Source organism: Acidovorax sp. M14 (assembly GCF_049331375.1).
GTDB lineage: Bacteria > Pseudomonadota > Gammaproteobacteria > Burkholderiales > Burkholderiaceae_C > Acidovorax.
In genome coordinates, this window is the sequence record NZ_CP186263.1 from 2,980,954 (window position 1) to 2,998,667 (window position 17,714).

General features: G+C 63.5%; 20 protein-coding genes. 4 read left to right on the forward strand and 16 right to left on the reverse strand.

Annotation, left to right across the window (positions count from 1 at the left end):
• Positions 1–30 precede the first annotated feature (30 nt).
• Positions 31–918, reverse strand: coding sequence for a LysR family transcriptional regulator (locus ACOYR4_RS13890; RefSeq protein WP_422849662.1), 888 nt, complete (start codon positions 916–918; stop codon positions 31–33).
• Positions 919–1,036: 118 nt separating this feature from the next.
• On the opposite strand from ACOYR4_RS13890, the gene ACOYR4_RS13895 reads away from it, so the two are divergent.
• Positions 1,037–1,987, forward strand: coding sequence for a DMT family transporter (locus tag ACOYR4_RS13895; RefSeq protein WP_422849663.1), 951 nt, complete (start codon positions 1,037–1,039; stop codon positions 1,985–1,987).
• Positions 1,988–2,066: 79 nt separating this feature from the next.
• Here the strand turns inward: ACOYR4_RS13895 and ACOYR4_RS13900 are convergent, their stop codons facing one another.
• Positions 2,067–2,537 (reverse strand): cupin domain-containing protein, encoded by a 471-nt coding sequence (locus ACOYR4_RS13900; RefSeq protein WP_422847000.1) that lies wholly within the window; start codon positions 2,535–2,537, stop codon positions 2,067–2,069.
• Between the two features lie 85 nt (positions 2,538–2,622).
• Positions 2,623–3,483: an SDR family oxidoreductase gene (locus tag ACOYR4_RS13905; protein ID WP_422847001.1), complete on the reverse strand. Its 861-nt coding sequence runs from the start codon at positions 3,481–3,483 to the stop codon at positions 2,623–2,625.
• Between the two features lie 92 nt (positions 3,484–3,575).
• On the opposite strand from ACOYR4_RS13905, the gene ACOYR4_RS13910 reads away from it, so the two are divergent.
• On the forward strand, positions 3,576–3,992 hold the full coding sequence (locus tag ACOYR4_RS13910; RefSeq protein ID WP_422847002.1) for a winged helix-turn-helix transcriptional regulator: 417 nt from the start codon (positions 3,576–3,578) through the stop codon (positions 3,990–3,992).
• 150 nt (positions 3,993–4,142) lie between these two features.
• On the opposite strand, the gene ACOYR4_RS13915 is transcribed toward ACOYR4_RS13910, so the two are convergent.
• From ACOYR4_RS13915 to ACOYR4_RS13925, 3 genes are all read right to left on the reverse strand, one after another.
• The gene (locus ACOYR4_RS13915; protein WP_422847003.1) at positions 4,143–6,665 is read right to left on the reverse strand and encodes an excinuclease ABC subunit UvrA; all 2,523 of its coding nucleotides are present in this window, start codon (positions 6,663–6,665) and stop codon (positions 4,143–4,145) included.
• A gap of 143 nt (positions 6,666–6,808) precedes the next feature.
• On the reverse strand, positions 6,809–7,198 hold the full coding sequence (locus tag ACOYR4_RS13920) for a nuclear transport factor 2 family protein (protein WP_422847004.1): 390 nt from the start codon (positions 7,196–7,198) through the stop codon (positions 6,809–6,811).
• Positions 7,199–7,331: 133 nt separating this feature from the next.
• Positions 7,332–7,709 carry a nuclear transport factor 2 family protein gene (locus ACOYR4_RS13925; protein ID WP_422847005.1) on the reverse strand — a complete coding sequence of 126 codons (378 nt, stop codon included), beginning with the start codon at positions 7,707–7,709 and terminating at the stop codon, positions 7,332–7,334.
• Positions 7,710–7,999: 290 nt separating this feature from the next.
• Here ACOYR4_RS13925 and ACOYR4_RS13930 point away from each other — a divergent pair, with 290 nt between their 5' ends.
• Entirely contained in the window at positions 8,000–8,896 is an 897-nt protein-coding gene (locus ACOYR4_RS13930; protein WP_422847006.1) for an AraC family transcriptional regulator, read from the forward strand.
• A 106-nt stretch (positions 8,897–9,002) separates the two neighbouring features.
• Here ACOYR4_RS13930 and ACOYR4_RS13935 read toward each other — a convergent pair whose 3' ends face one another.
• From ACOYR4_RS13935 to ACOYR4_RS13975, 9 genes are all read right to left on the reverse strand, one after another.
• Positions 9,003–10,973, reverse strand: coding sequence for a relaxase/mobilization nuclease domain-containing protein (locus tag ACOYR4_RS13935; protein ID WP_422847007.1), 1,971 nt, complete (start codon positions 10,971–10,973; stop codon positions 9,003–9,005).
• A 436-nt stretch (positions 10,974–11,409) separates the two neighbouring features.
• Positions 11,410–12,021: a S26 family signal peptidase gene (locus ACOYR4_RS13940; RefSeq protein ID WP_422847008.1), complete on the reverse strand. Its 612-nt coding sequence runs from the start codon at positions 12,019–12,021 to the stop codon at positions 11,410–11,412.
• A complete protein-coding gene (locus ACOYR4_RS13945; RefSeq protein WP_422847009.1) occupies positions 12,018–12,563 on the reverse strand; it encodes a DUF2840 domain-containing protein in 546 nt (181 codons plus the stop codon). The genes ACOYR4_RS13940 and ACOYR4_RS13945 overlap by 4 nt, the downstream gene beginning before the upstream one ends.
• On the reverse strand, positions 12,560–12,820 hold the full coding sequence (locus ACOYR4_RS13950; protein WP_422849664.1) for a chromosome partitioning protein ParB: 261 nt from the start codon (positions 12,818–12,820) through the stop codon (positions 12,560–12,562). Before ACOYR4_RS13950 ends, ACOYR4_RS13945 begins: the two co-directional genes overlap by 4 nt.
• Positions 12,817–13,455, reverse strand: coding sequence for a ParA family partition ATPase (gene parA / locus ACOYR4_RS13955; RefSeq protein WP_422847010.1), 639 nt, complete (start codon positions 13,453–13,455; stop codon positions 12,817–12,819). Before parA ends, ACOYR4_RS13950 begins: the two co-directional genes overlap by 4 nt.
• 241 nt (positions 13,456–13,696) lie before the next feature.
• The gene (locus tag ACOYR4_RS13960; protein ID WP_422847011.1) at positions 13,697–14,563 is read right to left on the reverse strand and encodes a replication initiator protein A; all 867 of its coding nucleotides are present in this window, start codon (positions 14,561–14,563) and stop codon (positions 13,697–13,699) included.
• A 26-nt stretch (positions 14,564–14,589) separates the two neighbouring features.
• Positions 14,590–14,886, reverse strand: a complete 297-nt coding sequence (locus ACOYR4_RS13965) for a helix-turn-helix transcriptional regulator (RefSeq protein ID WP_422847012.1) — start codon at positions 14,884–14,886, stop codon at positions 14,590–14,592.
• 126 nt (positions 14,887–15,012) lie between these two features.
• Complete coding sequence (locus ACOYR4_RS13970; RefSeq protein ID WP_422847013.1) at positions 15,013–15,768, reverse strand: DUF7011 domain-containing protein; 756 nt, start codon at positions 15,766–15,768, stop codon at positions 15,013–15,015.
• Positions 15,769–16,133: 365 nt separating this feature from the next.
• Positions 16,134–16,484, reverse strand: a complete 351-nt coding sequence (locus ACOYR4_RS13975) for a DUF2958 domain-containing protein (protein WP_422847014.1) — start codon at positions 16,482–16,484, stop codon at positions 16,134–16,136.
• 299 nt (positions 16,485–16,783) lie between these two features.
• Between ACOYR4_RS13975 and ACOYR4_RS13980 the strand changes: the two genes are divergently transcribed.
• On the forward strand, positions 16,784–17,074 hold the full coding sequence (locus tag ACOYR4_RS13980; RefSeq protein WP_422847015.1) for a helix-turn-helix domain-containing protein: 291 nt from the start codon (positions 16,784–16,786) through the stop codon (positions 17,072–17,074).
• Positions 17,075–17,137: 63 nt separating this feature from the next.
• Here the strand turns inward: ACOYR4_RS13980 and ACOYR4_RS13985 are convergent, their stop codons facing one another.
• The gene (locus ACOYR4_RS13985; protein WP_422847016.1) at positions 17,138–17,452 is read right to left on the reverse strand and encodes a DUF736 domain-containing protein; all 315 of its coding nucleotides are present in this window, start codon (positions 17,450–17,452) and stop codon (positions 17,138–17,140) included.
• Between the last annotated feature and the right edge of the window lie 262 nt (positions 17,453–17,714).

Below are 17,714 nucleotides of genomic sequence, written 5' to 3' on the forward strand. Positions count from 1 at the left end.
CAAGTGCGCATCAGCAGTTTTAGATCAGGCTTAACGCAAGGAGACCGCGACACTCTTTGCCACCTTCAGGAAGGCTTCGGTAGCGGGGCTGGCGTGCGCTCGTTTCAGCACCGCCAGACCGACAGATCGTTTCACCCTGGGGTCCAACGGCTTTTTGACAACCCCCGGGCACAGCGCCATGACAGGTTCAGGCGCTGCCAGATCGGCCACAATCGAAAAGCCTGAGCCGCTTTCCACCATTTTGATGATGGTGATGATCTGTGCGTAGCGCTGTTTCACCGTGGGGTGCAGTCTCTCTTGCTCAAAGAGGCGCTGGATGGCGGAAGCACTGCCCGCCAAAGTCATGATGAAGGGCATCGTGCAGACCTCGGACAACGACACGTCCTTCTTGGCCGCCAGCGGATGCGTGGCCGGCATCAGGGCGACCAACTGATCCTCCACCAAGGGAACAGTATCGAACCGCTCGTCGGGGAGCACCACGAACCCCACATCCACCCTGCGCTCGATGAGCCATTGGCTCACCTCGTCGTCCTCGCCTTCATCTACGAAGACATCGATCTCTGGATGACTTTGCGTGAAGCGCTCCAAGATCTGGGGCAGCACCTGCAATGACGACGTGGTGCCGAACGAGCCGATGCGCAGCACCCCTCGGTTCAGCCCCCGCACTGCTGCAACTTCCTGCCGGATCGCCTCGGAAACACCCAGCAGTTCGCGCACGCGCAGCAACAGGCTTTGGCCGACCTCCGTGACCTCGATGCCGGTCGGCCCACGCGATAGCAACGTCACTCCCCACTCGGTTTCCAGTTGCTTGAGTGCGTGAGACACAGCCGACTGAGTGATTCCCAGCCTCTGCCCGGCTGCCGTAAAGCCACCGAGTTCTGCGACGACGGCAAAGATTTCGAGTTGCGTGAAAGTTATGTTAGGGCCTCATTCATCATGAGTGTTTGCTCATTTTACTATGACAACGAATGAACAATAACATCTGACTGTGCGCGACGAATCCATCAACAGAAGCCACTATCTTGCGGCCCCAACCATGACGACACCAACAACTTCCCTAACGCTGGCACCGCCCCCACAAACGTCAAGCGGGACTCTGGCACTCAGTCCGGGGCTGGGCTTCAGGTTGGTCATGGTCGCCTTGTTCTGGGGAGGCACCTTCATCGCCGGCAGGATTCTGGCTCAGGCGCTGCCTTCGATGGCGGCCGCATTCGGCAGATTCCTGGTGGCGGCCCTGCTGCTGGTCTGGGTCGCCCACAGACTCGAAGGGGGGCTGCCCCGCCTGATCCGGTCGCAGTGGCTGACCACCGCCGCCATGGGCCTGACAGGCATCTTTCTCTACAACGTGTGCTTCTTCGGCGCGCTGGCCCGCATTCCTGCGGGCCGAACCGCCCTGTTCGTCAGTCTGACGCCCATCGTCACCGCGTTGTTAGCCAGTTTGGTCTTCCGGGAGCGGCTGGGATCGAAGCGTTGGGTGGGCATTGGCATCGCCCTGGTCGGTGCGTTGATCGTGATCACCCGAGGCGATCTCGCAGGGGCCCTGCGAGACATCGGCGCATCGATCGGCCTGGGGGAGATGCTGATGTTGATGGCTGTCTTGAGCTGGGCCGCATACACGCTGATTTCCAGAATAGCCATGGAGTCGATGTCCGCCATTGCCGCCACCACCTACGCCGCTTTGTGGGGGCTCGCCTTTCTGTCCGTGGGTGCCATAGGCGAGCTTGGAACGGTTCGTTGGTCGACCTTAGGCTGGCAGGTCTGGGCGTCGGTGCTTTACCTGGGCGCCATCGGCACCGTCGTCGCGTTCATCTGGTACATCCAAGGCATCCAAGCGGTCGGCCCCTCCCGAACGGCTGTCTTCACCAACCTGGTGCCGGCCTTCGGCGTCTTGCTCTCCGCTGGCGTGCTGGGTGAAGCGGTGCTGGCGTCCATGCTGGCCGGCGGCGCCGTGTCAACCATCGGTGTCTTCTTGACGAATCGGAAATAAAGTCGGCCACATCACCGGCGGCAGGAACGGAGCATCCACCGTGCCACTGGAGCGGGGTGACGCCCGCTCCAGTGGCACGTCACTTCGTGGTGTCGGTGGGGATGTAGTCCATCCCGTTCGGGTAATAGACGAAGAACACACATTCTTCGGGCCCCATGCATCTGTTGATATGCGGAGCTTTGGCGGGCTGGAACCAGGTGGCGCCGGGAACAATCTTCGTGGGCGCGTCTTCAAGCTTCTCGCGTGCCGATTCGGTGCCGGACACCATGACCGCCCAATAGTCCGAGGTGTGGGTGTGCAACGGTGATTCACCGCCTGCAGGCACCCGGAACATGCCACCGAAGGGCTGGCCAATCACCCCCGGCTTCCCAAACACGATCGAGAATGCCGGCCCCTTGTTGCCCATCTGGGGAATCATCGGGGTCCATTGAGCGACTTCGGGCGACACGATCTTGGGTGCCGTCAGTTCAGCCGCATGGGCAACGGCCCCCAGGGCGACAATAGCGGACAGGGTCCATGCTTCCACAGTGCGTTTCACAAAAAATTTCATTTGGATTTTTCTCTTGGGTTGAGGATGGGGTCTTCCGCACCCCGTCGTATGGGAAGCGGAAGTTGGTAATAGGTTGCTCCTGTATTCAGGCGGATATGTCGGTCAGCCACTGTTGCAACGACCGCGGCGTCAGCCCCAGCAGACGCTGTGCACTCGTGTCCTGGGTGATCGCGTTTGCGGAAGCTCTCGCTTGCGCCTGGTAGCCTGCGACCACCCCGGCCGCCGCATCCGCGCCAAACAAGGGGGCGATCAACTCGCCGAAGGCTTCGGGCAGCAGGCTGCTGAACGACACCGGGCGACCGAGGTAGCTCGAAAAGCCCGCCGCCAGATCCATTCCGGTGATGCCAGGGGCCTGACCGACCCCGACCACTCCGGTCACGGATATGTCCAGCAACAGGCGCTCGGCGACCTCGGAGACATCCAGATGAGAACTCCACGACACTGGGTAGTCCGCCCGCAACGGATAGCGAAGAATGCCCTCCGACTTCACTGCCCCCAGCACGACGGGGTTGAGCAAATTCTCGAAGAACAGGCGCGGTGCCACGACCGCCAGCGAAACCCCGGTTTGCTGAACCTCGCGGATGAGCGTCGCGATCGCGCTGTCAGGCGGGTTCTGCAGCGGGGAGTTGGGCTCGTCCACCACCCATCCGCTGGTGGAGATCACCACCCGCCGCGGCTTGGCGCGGCCAACGGCTTGCGCGATGTTGCGGGCGTACTGAAGCCGATTTGCTTCAGCCACCACCGGCAGATGAATAAAGACGCCTTTGGCGCCCTCATAAGCGGCAGCCAGCGAATCTACCGAGGCGTTGTCGACCGCGACGGCAGGCACACCTTTGGCGGCCACCGTGTTGCGCACAGCGGCTACAGCGCGTTGGCCCGACCCGGTCAGGCGAGCCAGAAGCGGGCCACCTTGGGCTCCGGTAGCGCCATGGATCACATAAGTCATGTCAGTTCCTCACAATAATGCAGTTGAAAGAGTATTGATGGTGTAATATTTGCATCGGTTACGTCAAATGCACCAATGGAAGAATTCCGACCATGGATCAAAAAAAGACGCCTTGCTGCGGAGTCGCCCGGTTCCTGACACTCCTTGACGGCCCATGGGCTACTCTGATCGTGCGCGAGTTGCTGCACGGACCACAACGGTTCACGCAACTCAGGGAGGCGCTGCCCGGCATCAGCGCGCACACGCTGACGCACCGGCTCAAAGGCTTCGAACGCCATGGGCTGGTCACGCGCACAGCGTATGCCGAGACACCGCCGCGCGTCGTTTACGAACTCACGCCCTTGGGTGAGGGACTGCGCGATGTGCTGGATGCGATGCGAAAGTGGGGGGACGCAGTGCCGGAAGAGATCGCTGCGGAAGAAGACCGTCAGGAAGCCACCGAATCCGGCGCTATCCTTGAATGCCCATTCAGCCAGCTCGGCAAGGGCGAATCGCAGCACTCAAAATGAACGGACAAGCACGGTGGCAATGAGCTTGGCGCCGTTGCCTTGCCGCCTGGCTCGCGCAGACGTAGACCTTTACAGCAGCAGGCTGCCTGCAGCATTCGCGAGGCGATCACCAGCGGAGCAACTCCAGAGACCGGTCGATGATCTCTCCCGTTACCGGAACACGAGCCCAGCTAGGTGGCGACCCGTGACGCTGTCCGGATTCGCAGCGATGCGCGCAGGGGTGCCGGTCGCGACGATCCGGCCGCCATCCGCACCGCCGCCAGGACCGAGATCAATGACATGGTCGGCGTTCGAGATCATATCGAGGTCATGTTCGATCACGATCACGGTGGCTCCTGTCCTGAGCAGCCGGTCGAGAACGCCCAAAAGAACACGGATGTCGAGAGGATGGAGGCCGACAGAGGGCTCGTCGAAGACAAAGAGCGTCCCGGTGTGGTTGCGTCCCAACTCGGCGGCAAGCTTGAGGCGCTGGGCCTCCCCGCCGGAGAGGGTGGGCGTGTCCTCGCCGAGGGTGAGGTAGCCCAGGCCAAGATCGATGAGGGTCTGCAGCTTCTTGCGCACTTTCGGCTGACCCATCAAGAGTCTGGCGGCATCGGCGACGGTAGCGCCGAGCAGTTCGGGAAGTGAACGGTCTCCCTCGGTCGTGTCGAGCCGTATTCGGGTAGCCTCTGGGGCGTAACGGGTACCACTGCAGTCGGTGCAAGGGATGTCGACGTCGGGTAGGAACTGCACGTCGAGCACAACTTGGCCGGTTCCTTCGCAGCGAGGGCACCTCAGTGAGCCGGTGTTGTAGGAGAAGTCGCCGGCTGTCAGTCCGGCCTTCTTCGCGGCAAGGGTGGCCGCGTACGCACGGCGCAGGTCGTCGAGCACGCCGCTGTAGGTGGCGACCGTGGAGCGCACGTTGGTGCCGATCGGGGTTGCGTCGACGACGTTCACTTGCGTCACACCCTCGGCATCCAGGGATTTGACGTGCGGGGGCAACTGAACACCGGCATGGGCGGCGGCAAGGGCTGGAACGAGGCTGTCGAGTACGAGGGTCGTCTTGCCCGAGCCGGACATGCCCGTGACAGCGGTGAGTCGGCCCTTGGGAATCGCAGCATCGAGCGCACGGACCGTGTGGATCGGTATGGTCGACAGCCGGATCGATCCGTGCGCAAACATCTCGGCCTCGGAGACGCGGTCACGGATGGTCACCGGTTCGCGACCGACGAGGAAACCACCGATCAACGACGCTGGCTCTTCGCCGACCTGATCGACGGAGCCCTGGGCGAGGATGGAGCCACCTGCGGTGCCGGAGCCGGGTCCGATCTCGATGAGCCAATCGGCCTCACGGAGCACCTGTACATCATGGTCGACCAGGACGACGGAGTTTCCATTGGTCAACAGGTCACGCATCACCCCGATGAGGCCTTCGATGTTGGCCGGGTGCAAACCAATGGAGGGCTCGTCCAGGACGTACAGCACTCCAGTGGTTTCATTACGCACGGCCCGCGCGAGCTGGACGCGCTGACGCTCCCCGGTCGAGAGGGTGGAACTCGCCCGATCCAGGGTGAGGTAACTCAGGCCGAGCTGCATCAGCCGTCGGCCCATCTCGACGAACTGGCCAGTGATCATCTCGGCCATGGGGCGCATGTCCGCAGGCAGGGTGGCGGGGATGGTGCGGACCCAATCGAGGGCCTCGCTGAGGGTCTTCGCGCTCGCGTCGGCCAAGTTGATGCCGGCCACCTGGGTGCCCCGTGCCTTCTCGGAGAGGCGGGTGCTGTGGCAGCTCGGACAGCTGCAGGCGGCGATGAACCGGTTCACCCGGGCGAGGCCTTTCTCGCTGGTGGCGTTATTCATCGCTTCGCGCACGGCCTCGCGGGCGTTCCGGTAGGTGAAGTTGAGGTCGAACAACTTGCCTGACTTCGATGGAACCCGTATCTGTCGCTTTTCGGATGGGCCATCGAGCACGATGTGCTGCTCCTGCTTGGTCAGCTTGGCGTACGGGATGTCGGTTCGGACACCCAGTTCTGCGACCACCTGCGGCATCACCGCAAGCCCGAACATTCCCCATGGCGCCACAGCCCCCTCGTCGATGGTCTTCGACGGGTCGGGGATCAGGGCCCGGTCCTCAATTTCGCGCACCACTCCGGTTCCTGCGCAAGTGGGGCAGGCGCCGTCGGAATTGAAGGCGAGGGACTCAGCGCCGGGCGGGTAAAACACCTCCGCGCACACCGGGCAGACCAGATCTTTGTTCGCAGCAACGTCGATGGTGGGATCCAGCCGGTGTCCGTTGGGACACAGGTGCGAGCCGAGGCGGGAGTACATCACCCGCAGGACATTCAGCAGTTCTGTCGAAGTCCCAATGGTCGAACGCACACCGGGCACGCCGGGTCGCTGGCGAAGCGCGAGTGCCGCAGGTATGTGCCGCACCGAGTCTACTGTGGCCCGTGCCGTGTGAGACATGCGGCGACGCGTGTAAGTCGACAAGGCCTCTATGTACCGGCGTGACCCCTCGGCGTACAACACCCCCATCGCCAGCGACGACTTGCCCGACCCCGATACCCCCGCAATGGCCACCAGTTGCTGCAAGGGCACATCGACGTCGATGTTCCTTAGGTTGTGCACACGTGCACCACGCACCTGGGTGACAAGGAACCCATCGGCGGCTGGAGAGAACTGGTCGATGCTCATGCGATTTCTTTCTTGAATCGTTCGCGATCTCTTCGGCGCTGGGCTACCTGGCGCATGCCATCACGGTTGCACCTGTAGCCAGGAAGACGAGCCTCCGCTGCGCGCGGGGATGGGCACTCGCCTACCGCTGCAAAGCCAAGTGCTCACTGGCCCCAAAACGCATCCTCTTGCGCTTGATCGCTAGAGAACAGGCGCACTTCGACGATCTTGCCGCCCTCGATACGGATCAGATCCACACCAGCTTGCTTGAGCTTGATGCCATTGGCCTCACCCGCAAATTCGATGGTGATGGCAACCCAGTCCCCATTGGCCATGTAGTGGTCGGCGCGGGTGATTGCGAACGTCCCTTGGGACGCTTCCATCATCGCGCCCAGCATCGGGCCGACAGAAACCATACCCCGATGTGTGCCGGAAAACCGGTTCTTGCCCGGCTGGTGCCAAATCACGTCAGGCGAAATGATGCTGCCCAGTGTGGCTTGATCGCCGGTTTGTACGGCCTTGATGTAAGCCTTGGCAATGTCGATGGTGTTCATAGTGCGTTCCTTTGATGATGCAGTTGCGAAAGAATGTTGTGCCCATGCTGGGACGGTGCCCCCGGCGAGGCCGGAGACAAGAAGAAGTACGCCGAGCAATCTCTGGCGGGAGGTGATACCCATGAATTTCCAGTTAGAACATCGGGTTGTTATTGCTCCGCACATCAGGCATCTGCATCATGGCGTCCCAGTGCTCGGCCAACTTTCCATTCGCGATGCGATAAATATCAATGAAGCGCCATTCTTTGCCCGCCATTTCGTAACGAGAATGCAGGATGACAGTGTCCGCCTCGGCAACCACATGCTTGAACGTGCACTTCTGTTTCGGGACACCTTGTGAGATCAACATTTGCACAAGTGCCTTGACCCCCTCTGGACCATCCGCAATGGTCGGATTGTGTTGAATGAAGTCCGCACTCATATATTCGTCCACGCCTGTGATATCCAGGTCTCCAAAAATCCTTTGATATGCGGCGGTGACGATTTGCTTGTTTGTTTCTGTCTGAGTCATGTTGCTTCGTTGATTTGGTTAAGAAAAGCTACTGATTGAATTTGCGAAACAACACTTTGACAAAGGCATTAACTCTGCACGCCTTAGCTTTTGCAAGGGTGGCCACACGGGCCTGCATCCGCTACTGACCGCCTCAACGTTCGCCTTGACAAGTGCTGCGCACAATGGTTATTTTTAGACAACATTAGCGATAATCAGCAGTACTTTTTGGACTAATTGGGATACTTATTGGACAATTTGCGCAATATTGAACAAGAAGGAGGTACAGTCCGGACCTAGGAAGCGGAAAGATGAGCACAGAAATCCAACGGCTGGGTTATCGGCCACAAGCCCCCTACCAACTCGACCTAGAAGTTTTTTCTATGGCCGACCTCAGACGCAGGGGCAAAGAACAGGTACGGGTCACGCACAGGTACGAGTTTCATACCTTGGTGTGCGTCACGCAGGGCAAGAGCACCCAAATGGTCGACTTCAAGTCGATATCCTGTGAACCGGGATCGCTTGTTTTTGTGCGCGCTGGACAAGCCCACAACTATGGACAAAGTGAAGATTGGGACGGATGGAACGTTCTATTCAAGCCCGAATTCGTCTTGCCCGTGTCGACAACCGCCCACGATCTCAAACTCGTGCTCGATTTGGAAAAGCTGCCTGAACACATGCTCCTTAGTAGCCAAGAGCTGCGAAAGATAACGGACTTGCTTCAGCAGATCCGCGAGGACACGCTGATCGACGCGCAGCAGGAAGACGTGCATACCTTATTGCGCCATCAGCTACATACACTACTGACGCGGCTGAGTATTCTGCAAGGCAGACGACAGACACAGGAACCACTGGTTTCTCCTGCATCGCAACGCTTCAGGCGTTTTCAGCAGCTTGTAGAAGAACGCTTTCTGCAGTGGCATCAGGTGGCTGAATATGCCAGCCACCTCGGTTACACCGAAAAAACGCTGGCACGCGCCGTCATGGCATCAATGGGTATGACGGCCAAGGCCTTCATCGCTGCGCGGATTGCTCTGGAAGCAAAGCGCCTACTGGTGCACACGAACTATTCCGTCGCCACAATTGCCGACAAACTCGGTTTCGACGAACCCACCAACTTCAGCAAGTTCTTCAGACGCGAGGCGCGCTGCACGCCGGCGGAGTTTCGACGGATGCATATTTCCGAGGCGCAATCCATTGATACATAAGCGTCCACAACACCCGCATTTCCCATGCAGGAATTGTGTCTTGTGGGGCAAGAAGTTCCTGTGTCTTGTGAACCGCCCTTCGAGTTGAAGTTGAGTTGACCGTATGTCAAACACCTTGTGTTCGTGTCCGTCCAATTTCCCACAACACGCGAACGCCTTGCACTGTCGCGGCGAGTTGCTGCCCCAGCCGCTGCTCGATCACCGGCCGCCACGGTACTAGGCTAAATCCCATGCCGTCATCGAGCATCGCGTAGCGTCCGCTTGCAAGCATGACGCTGCGCCGATAGATGCCGACCACGCGCTGCCCCTCGGCCACCGGACGATGCTCCAACCCGGTTTCGGTGGCAATGTCCTTCGCGGCCTGCGCCAGCTCGCGCCCGCGCAGCGTCGCCAGCAGGTTGCGGGCAAGGACGACGCGCTGTCCACGATGCTCGGCCAATCCCTGCTCGGCCAGAAAGTCGGCGCGCTGGCGTAGCGCATCCTTGACCTCACAACCAAAGCCCAGGTCGCCCAGCCCCCTGCCGCCACCGATCAACTGCTGGTCGAGCCAGGTGGCGCCGATCACGCGGGCCTGCCGCTCAATGGGAAGGTGCGATTTCAGCTCCACCACCACGCCACCGCCAAGGCGTTGAGCGTCGTACTGGCGGCCCTGGTCGGCCAAGTCGGCAGGCACGCGCCAGACGCCTTCGGCCTCACGTTCCACGATGCCCGCACGGCGCAGAGCTTCGAGCCGACGCACATGCGCCGCCACCACCTCACGCGGATCACGGTCGGACGTGGCCTGACCTTGCGCGACGGCCAGGTGATGATCGGCGCGGTACACGCCATCGACGGCCAGCGCGGCGATGTCGCGGGCGGCGGCGCGCACGTCGGCCGCGCCTTTCACTTCCACCACGGCGCCGGTCGGATACTGCTCCAGCTCCGAGCGCGGCGGCAGCGCGACGTAGTGCGCTTTGCCGTCCGTGCCATCGACGATCAGATAGCCCTTGTCGTTCAGCTCATCGGCCAGCCCCTTGCCGGCGACGCGGCCGACGATGGCGCGGACATCTTCGCCGGGTTGGAACACGGCCAGCTCGCGCTGCTCGCCGCTCATGGCCCGCTGCATCGTGCGGATGATGTCGCCGCGCTCGCCCATGGCTCGCAAGGTCAGTTCGGCCTCGGCATGGACGGCCCACACGCCGGGCTGCTGCTCGGTCGCCAAGCCCATGCGCTGCAAGCGCTGCAGGCGACCGATCAGCATTTGCCGCTGGCGTTGCAGCCGGGGTTCGGCGAAGCGCTCGATACGCACCAAGCCATCGTCGCCGGCCTCGCGCTGCAAGGTGCGATCCAGTCCTGTCCATCGCTCCTGTTCCACCTCGCGCAGCATGGCGCGCTGCATCTCCAGCTCAGTGCGCGGCCCCAGCCATTCGTTCGCCAGTTCGGCGGCCCGCCGGCGCATCCCTTCGGCGATGTAGTCGCGGGAGATGATGAGGTCTTTGCCGGTGTCGTCCTTGCCGCGCAGGACGACGTGCGTGTGTGGGTTGTCGGTGTTCCAGTGATCGACCGCCACCCATTCCAGCCGCGTGCCCAGGTCGGCCTCCATGCGCGCCATCAGGTGCCGCGTGTAGGTGCGCAGGTCGTCGAGCTGTTCGGCATCCTCGGGCGAGACGATGAATCGGAACTGGTGTCGGTCGCCTTCGCCGTGCTCCTTGAACGCTTCGAGGTCAGCATCGTCGGTCGTCGGTCCGTAGGCGTGGCCTGGCCCGCCTTGGCGATCGACGCCTTCGCGCTCGATGTAGCGCAAGTGCGCGGCGGTCGAGCGTGGCCCGGCCTGCGCCAGATTGACGAGCCTCACCTTGATCGTGACGCGCCGTGCGTTCGCGCCCAACCCGCGACCGGCAAAGCGCGCCGCAACGTGGCCGCGCCCCAGCCGGGAACCGGGCCGCTGGCCGACCTTGCCGGCGGTCTTGCCGAGCTTCACACCGGCCTTGTTGGTCTGGCGCAGCACCTTGTTGATGAAGGCGTCGCCCCGCTGCTTCGGCGCACCGGGACGGACACGAAAACGTTCGCTGTCGTTCTGATTGTTGCGGTTGCTCATGGTGCGGCTCCATCCAAGGCCGTCGCACTCCAGCGCGCGAAGCACGCGCTTTCGCCAACGTCGATGCGGCATTGCGCACTCTCGCGGCACGCTGCTGCCCCTTGGCGCGTGCCGCGCCAACCCCACGTGCAGACAGGGTTTTCAAGCGGCTGTGTGCCGCGACCTTTTATCTTGCCTTCCGCCTTTGCTCTGCGCTGACGCTCCGGGCGTCGGCGGCCCGGCGGCGCTGCCGAGCGAGCAGCCAGCGCGCCAGTGAACACGCCGACGGCCGCAGGCCAGGCGTGTTCGAGGCAAGACGCCTGCACGTGGGAAAGCGGCACCGGATGCTGCGCGAAGTGCGGCGCGGATGCGCTCGAACGACACGCGCGACGACACGGTGACGGCCAGGGGAACGACACGCCGGATGACACGATGAAGCGCAGCGAATCGGCGGCCATCATCGGCGTGTCTCCAGCCAGACCGGATGCGCGACGCCGAGCACGGCGGATGCGCGCACCGGGCCGAAATAGCGGCTGTCGAACGACGCCGGGTTGGTTACGCTCAACAGGAACAGTTCGCCCGGTTCGAGACGGCGGCACTGCTGCCAGGATGGCAGCGGGCGGCCGAAGCGGTCGGCGGGCAGCACGGCGGCCACCGGCACGCCGTCTATGCGCACTCTGCGGCCAGCGACGCACACCTCCTGCGGCGCAATCGCACCCACGCGCTTGAGCAGCGGCACGCGCGTCGGCAGGTAGCCGCGCTGCGCGGCCAGTGCGGCGGCGTCGGTCGGCAGAGGAACCAGCACGATGCTGTCCACGGACAACGGACGTGGCAGCGAGTCGGCCCGGTGGTCGATAGGTTCGACGCGATACCAGCCAACCGCCACACTGTCTGACGGGTTGTAGGTGAAGCGCGGCAGTGGCCGCATGTTGTCGGGCAGGAAGGACACCCAGGCCAGCGCAGCGAGGCCGCAGGCCGACAGGCCCGCCAGCACAAAGCGAGCGCGCAGGCGCGAGCGAGGATGCGGGGCCGTTCCCGTGGCGCTGGCGGGTGTGGAAAGCGTCGTCATGGCAGCGTCCTCCCGGCCAGCCAGGCGGCGTGTCGTTCAGCGGTGTATTCAGGCAACGGCAGGCGTGCAGCGAGTCGGTTGCCCAGCGTGCGCCAGTAAGCGGGCGACACGTCGATGGTGGCGATACCCAGCGCTTCGATGGCGTCGATCTGCGCCAGCACGGCGCGCACGGCGGGCTCGCCCTCGGCGTGCAGCAGCAACCGCGCACCGGGCAGCACGCCGGGGATGCGCTGCGCGGCGTCCAGCGGCGTGCAGGCCTGCATCACCATAAGTTGCCAGCGGATCGTGCCGTAGTCGTTGGCATGCCAGCGGATGCGGCAGAACAACGCGCCGGGCGGGAATATCGCAACGCGCCGCCAGCGGTCGAGCCGGATGGTGCGCATCGGTTCGCCGAACCGCAGGTAGAGGTCGATACGTTGCTCGACGTGGGCGAGCGATACGCGGGTCAGCGATGCAGCGCCGACACGCCCGGCGAGCGCTGCGAGAGACGGCGTGACTGCAGGTGACGTGGCGGGCATGGCTGCCAAAGCGTGAGCGTTCATGGTGTGTTCTCCGGGAACTCGCGTTCCAACAATCCGCGCAGCAGTTCGGCCACCGTCACGCCCTGTGTGAAGGCCAACACCTTGATGCGTGCGCGCATCGAGGGGGTGATGTCGAGGGTCAGGCGCGCGGTGTAGAGGTCGCCTTTCTGCAAGGCGTCGGCTTCGCCCTGGCGAACCCACGCCTCTGCGTGCGGGTTCGCTGGCGGACGTGCGCCGATGCCGACGCGCTTGCCCCGCACAGATCGCTCTGCGGTCATGTCGGCCACCGCAGCAGTTCATCGACCAGCGCGGTGACCTCGCGCGCGGCGGCGCTGTCAGGTGCCGTCTCGCGGGCCAGCCGGCCGGCAGCCACGCTGTCGGCGAAAACGATGCGCTGATGCACCTCCGAGCGCAGCGCGGGCAGCGGCTGGTCGGCCAGCGCCTGGCGCGCTTCGCGACCTATGATGGTCGTGCTGATGCGCCGATTGATGGCGAAGGCCGCGCGCAGCGCCGGCCGGAACACCTGCGCTTCGCGGATCAGCGCCACCATCTCGGCGGACGCCCACAAGTCGTAGGGACTGGGCTGCACCGGGATCAGCACGCGCTCGGCCGCCAGCAGCGCCGAGCGTGCCAGCGCAGCGATGCGCGGGGGGCCATCGATGACGACGTGATCGGCCCTGCGTGCCAGCTCGGGTGCCTCCTGGTGCAGCGTCTCGCGTGCGAGGCCCACGGCGCTGAACAAACGCGGCAAGCCCTGTTGGGCGCGCCGCTGCGTCCAGTCCAGCGCCGAGCCTTGCGGATCGGCGTCGAGCAGCACGACTTGCAGGCCGCGCATGGCCAGCTCGCCGGCGATGTGGGTGGCGAGCGTGGTCTTGCCGACGCCGCCTTTCTGGTTGAGCAGGGCGACGATCATTGCGCGCCCCCCCTTGCTGGAATGCGTGCCTGGCCGTGCCGTTTTGTGGTTGTCCACCGAAACGGTGCGCTTCTACTAAAAGTTATTGAATTTAAGTTAGGGAAGTTAGAGGGGCCGCAAACCCTCACCGTTACTGGCTTTGCGGCGAGTTCGCACGCCTGATAGCACGATAGGGCCACGCCCGATAGCACGACACCCGGCACGCCTGATAGCACGAGGCCATTCACAGTTTCTTCCCGAGTTATCCCCGTGCCGTCCGCAGCACGGGCCGGAAGGTCAGCAGTTCGGCCCCGTCGTCCGGCATCCGCTCGATGCCCAGGACGTAGCCCGGCATCGACTGCCGCGCCACCAGCGCGCGCAGATCGCAGGCGAAGTCGTAGGGCTTGGCAGTGCTGCCCGACTTGCGGTGCAGGTGTTTGAAGTCGAACTGCCAGCCTCCCGGCTGCTTGCCACCATGCTTGCGCACCAGGCGGTACAGCCAGCGCTCGATGCCGCCCGTGAGTTTGAAATACGCTGGGTCGATGGTCAGCACCAGCGCAGCGTCCATCACGCCGACAAAGAACCAGTCCGGCAGGATCAGCTCGATGCCCAGCGGCGTGCCGCGGGCGTCGGCCAGCTCCTTCCATTCGTTGATCCAGGAGAAGCGATGCAGGCGCCGCCCCGTCGTCTCGCGGATGGAGGTGGCCACCGTGGACGATTGCAACCGATCCAAGGCCGCTTTGAGGCGCTGGTAGTCGCGCAGCGACGTGCCGCGCCCGATGAAGCGCAGGATCTCGTAGGGCGTGGCGCGCATGAAGCGCGACGGGCGGATGCCCGCATCGCGCGCTTCCACGATCTGGCTGGCCGCCCAGATCAGGATGTCGGCATCCCAGATCGTGGCGATGCCGTGCTCCTGTGTTCCCTCCACGCGGATCGTCACGCCGCCGGCGCGGAAGTCGATCGGCTGGACACGCTTGGACTTCGCCAACGAGAAGAAGGGAAAGGCCATCAAATCCTGGCTGTCGCGCGGCGCCATGTCGCCCGGCAGCGCGCGGAACAGGTCGAGCTGTTCCCGCTCCTGCGCTGGCCGCTGCCCCGGTGATCGGGACGGCAGCGAAGGGCTGGACATGGCGATGGCCACCGGCGAAGCGCCGATCAGCGCGCACGGCTGTCAGCCGAGTGGTGCTCGGCGTACTCGGGATCGGACGTGGCCTCGAAGCTGCGTTGGTCGGCCCAGGCATCGAGGTCGGCCACCGCGTACATGACGCGACGGCCGAACTTGCGGAACTTCGGTCCACCACCAATCACGCGCTGTTTTTCCAGCGTGCGCGGCGACAAGCGCAGGTATTCGGCGGCTTCGTCGTTGGTGAGGTAGCGTTGGGGTTGTGCTGCAGCAGCGGGCTGCAGGGATGTAGCGGGCGCGGCAGCAGGCCGCAAGGGAGCGGGTCGCATCGGGTAAGCCTCCATCGATCAGGACAGCCTGGCCGCACCAGCGCGGCCAGATGGAGGCAGTCTCAGGAAAGGGATGCGTCCCGTTGAGGGTCGTTTTGCAGTGAAGGTAAAACGACCCTGCTCAAGTCACGGTAGTTGGGCTAGGCGGCGATAGCCGCCGCGCATCAGCGTCAGGCCGCGTCGCACCAGACGGCGTACGCGCGACCGCAAGCCACCATCGGCGTACCAGCCGTTGACGACGGCGTCGGCGCCGAACAGGCCTTCAGCGATTTCACGCAGGGACGCCCCTGCCAAGCTGGCGTCGAGTGCCTGCAGGGTGTGCAACTCCTGCAGCGTGGTCGGCGCGGGGCGAGGCTGGGCCGCTGCGGCGGGCGAGCCTTCGGCGGTCACGGTCAGCTTGTCCAGTTCGGCACGAAGCACGCAGTGGCGCGCGCAAGGCATGTCGCACGCGCGGATGGCGTAGACGTAGGCCATGCCATCCTCCAGACCAGGCGCCAACGTCAGGCGCAGGCAGCAGCCGGGCCAACGCGCAGCAAGCGTCAGGCGTTGGCCATCGTGGATCAGATGCTTGTGTCCGGGAATGCGCCACAGTTCGAATGCGACTGCATCCGGTGGCGGGTCGATGTCCGGGTGCAACTGCGCTATGCAGGGATGGCCAGCAAACCAGGCCGGATGCGCGTCGCGCGCATCCAAGGCCGGGTCTTCCAGCATGCGCAGCCCCCAACTGTGGGCGGCGTCCGGTTTGCGGCGACGGCGCAGCCAGTCGCGGCGGTAGTCGGGATGGCGGCGCAAATACTCCCAAGCCAGAGCAAGATCATCCAGGTGCAGCACGTAGAGATACGCGGCGGTGGGATACCAGGGTTCGGCGCTCCGATCAGCCATGAGGCAACCTCCTGTTGTCAGGGTTCGTCGCCACGTCGGCACGCTGGAGCCACGCCATCAAAACCTCAACGCGCCCCAGCAAAGGGATACACTCAATCTGTAACGAGCGGTGTCAAGACGGATTGGCTCCGAAGTCTTACGTGAATCGTCCGAATGCGACGGCTGCACCGCCCGGAAATGGGGCGCAGTACCGGACACCCTGCCGCAAGCCGCGCCAGGCATCATGTCCATTTGGATCAGGATGCACCGCATTGGCGCAAGAGCGGCGATTCAGATTGCCAATGTCATAAGCCAGACCGAAATAGACACAATGCGCCGCAAGGGCCCGTGTCTGGATGGCCGCCGAAGCGCGGCCAGCAACTCGATCAGTCAGGGATCGAGCCGTCGATCTGCGCCAGCCGGACGTACTCCGACAACGGCCGCGATGCTCGGAAATACAGATCGCGCTGGATGGGCTGCTGACGCGGCCCGACGATGCCTGCCAGGTCGGACAGCTTGACCGTTCCCAACTCCGGCATACCGATGCCGAGATCAATGAGGCCCCAGGCCGTATCGCCGTCGGCCGGGTCGAGCGCGGCCAGCAACCAGGTGGCGTGCGCATCCGGCGTGAACAGCCGCACCACGGGTCGCGGGTCGATGCCCTGACCAGCAGCGCGCGCTGCGCCGTTGGCGAGCAGCTGCGTACGCTCATCGGCAGTAGTGAATGGTTGGGTCATGGTCAGGAACCCCACGGAACCGAGGATGCACGAAACCGCCTTTCCGCGAAAGCGTGGAACCACTGAACCGGATGCGCGCTTTCGTGTGGAGACACGCAAGCGCAAACCATCGAATCCGCACATGCACGGAAACGGAAAAGCGGAATTGGGTGGGTCAGTGAAGGCACGGATACGGCTTCTCGGTTCTGGCGAAATCCGCAGATGCGGTTTTCCGTAAAAGCACGGAAGCAGGCAAATCCGCAGGATTTGAGTTAAAGATAACGTGGTTTTAATTGTCTCTAAACAGGACGCTTCTGTCTATGCAGAAGCGTTCCGTTCAACCCGGCCGACCGGCCGGCGTTACCACTTTCGATGCCGAGTTGGCGCAAGCCTTCGGCGCGGCGGTGCGCGCATTGCGGGCAGAACGTGGCATTGCACAGGAGTCGCTGGCAAATCTGGCCGGCATCGAGCGTTCTCATGTGGGCAAGGTCGAGCGCGGCGAGCACATGCCCACGCTGGCGATCATCTTCAAGCTTGCCAGCGCGCTCGGATGCAGTACCGCCGTGTTAATGACCGAGACAGAAAGCCAGCTCGCGGCTGCCAGGTCGTAGCAGTTGTCGTGCTGCGAAGAGCAGCACAAGGCCCCGCCGCCATGGGCGGGGCGCTTGGGGCCGTCAGGCCGGCTGCGGCTTGTTGCGCGACCAGATCAGGTCGTGCGTGCCGTCCTCGCCTTCGATCAAGCGGGCATAGACCGTTGCCGGGAACGAAGGATCGTCGAGGGTCACGGAAAGGTACTCCCGTCCGGCCTCGCTGGTCTTCTTCCACGCCGCGCCGATGTCGTGACTGGCGGCCTGGACGCGGAAGTCTGGGGCTTTCTCGTTGTCCCCCTTGTCGTTGGGAACCAGCTTGACCTTGACGTTGAGCGTCAGGGTGCGAAGGGTGCCGGTGAAACCGTCTTTGTCTGCGGTGAAGGTGCCGATGTTGGCCATGATGTTTTTCCTTTCGGTTGAACAAGGTTCGCGCCCATCGCGTCCTTGTTGTGATCCGGCCGGCGGGGGACGGGCGGGCTGCACCGCACGCGGTCGCAACGCAGTGGAGAACCGGAAGGCGCAAAGAATTTGTCCCGCGAGGAAGCCGCGCAGCGGCGGGGAAATTGTTTTCGCCGGACGGTTGCAGCCATGAAGCCCGAGGCGCAGCCGCGCCACCGCCAGGATTCACAACGAGACAAGGACGCCTTGGGCCGAACCACTC